The 876-nt window shown below is 61.9% G+C and carries 1 protein-coding gene; it reads right to left on the bottom strand.

The window, feature by feature from the left end; genetic code table 11:
- Positions 1-302, bottom strand: a 302-nt coding sequence (locus D3H34_RS33100; protein ID WP_119558906.1) for an ATP-binding cassette domain-containing protein, incomplete at its 3' end; no start/stop codon positions are given.
- Positions 303-876: the final 574 nt, after the last annotated feature.

The raw sequence follows: 876 nt of genomic DNA on the forward strand, positions 1-876 counted from the left end.
CGCAGGTCCCTGGGGCTGAGCGCGCCGATGTCGGCGCCGTCGACCAGGATGCGGCCGGCCGTGGGCTCGATGAGCCGGTTGAGCATGCGCACCAGCGTGGATTTGCCCGACCCCGACAGGCCCATGATGACGAAGATCTCGCCGGCTTCGATCTGGAAATCGGCATCGAAGACGCCGATCGACTGGCCGGTGCGGGCCAGGATGTCCGATTTGCTCAGACCCTGCTGGACGAGCTCCAGCGCGTCCTGCGGCGCGTCGCCGAAGACTTTGAAAACATGCTCGATGGTGATCTGTTTGGCCACTGTTTCGCTCTCCCTTTTATTGGATTGAAGACAGTCCAGCGCTTTGCGAAAGGCTGGCATGCAAGGCCGAAGGCAGCACCTGATGCAACGTATGCCGGTATCCCGCGAAGGGACCGGTGACGACCGGAAATGCGCGTGCGCAGCACGCGCATGGGCTCGAATGGTGCTGCGAGGAGCACGCAAGAGCCAGGCAAGACGCCGGGGCGCGACGGGGTGAAACCCGTCTGCCTGCCGGCGATCCAGGGGCGGAGAACAGCCGCCAGCCTGGGCATCAGGACCACGATCGGCCCGATGACGGGCTGCCAAGGCAACGCCGCCTGAAGTGGATCGAAACGCCGAAAACGCGTCGATTACCTGCATGGCAGGTTGTAAATAAGCGTTTGATTCTATTGATTAAGTGCTTTTGTGTCAATAAATGGTTATTTTTGGCTGTGTTATCACGCGCGCGTTTTTTACGCGCCAGGCGAAAAAAAACCCGCGCCGCGGATCGCGGAGCGGGTTCTGATCGGGCGCAGCGCCCGGTGCTCAGTGGGAGCGGTTCTGGTTGTGGCGCAGCAGGCGGTCGGTATAGGCG

It is taken from the genome of Acidovorax cavernicola (genome assembly GCF_003581445.1).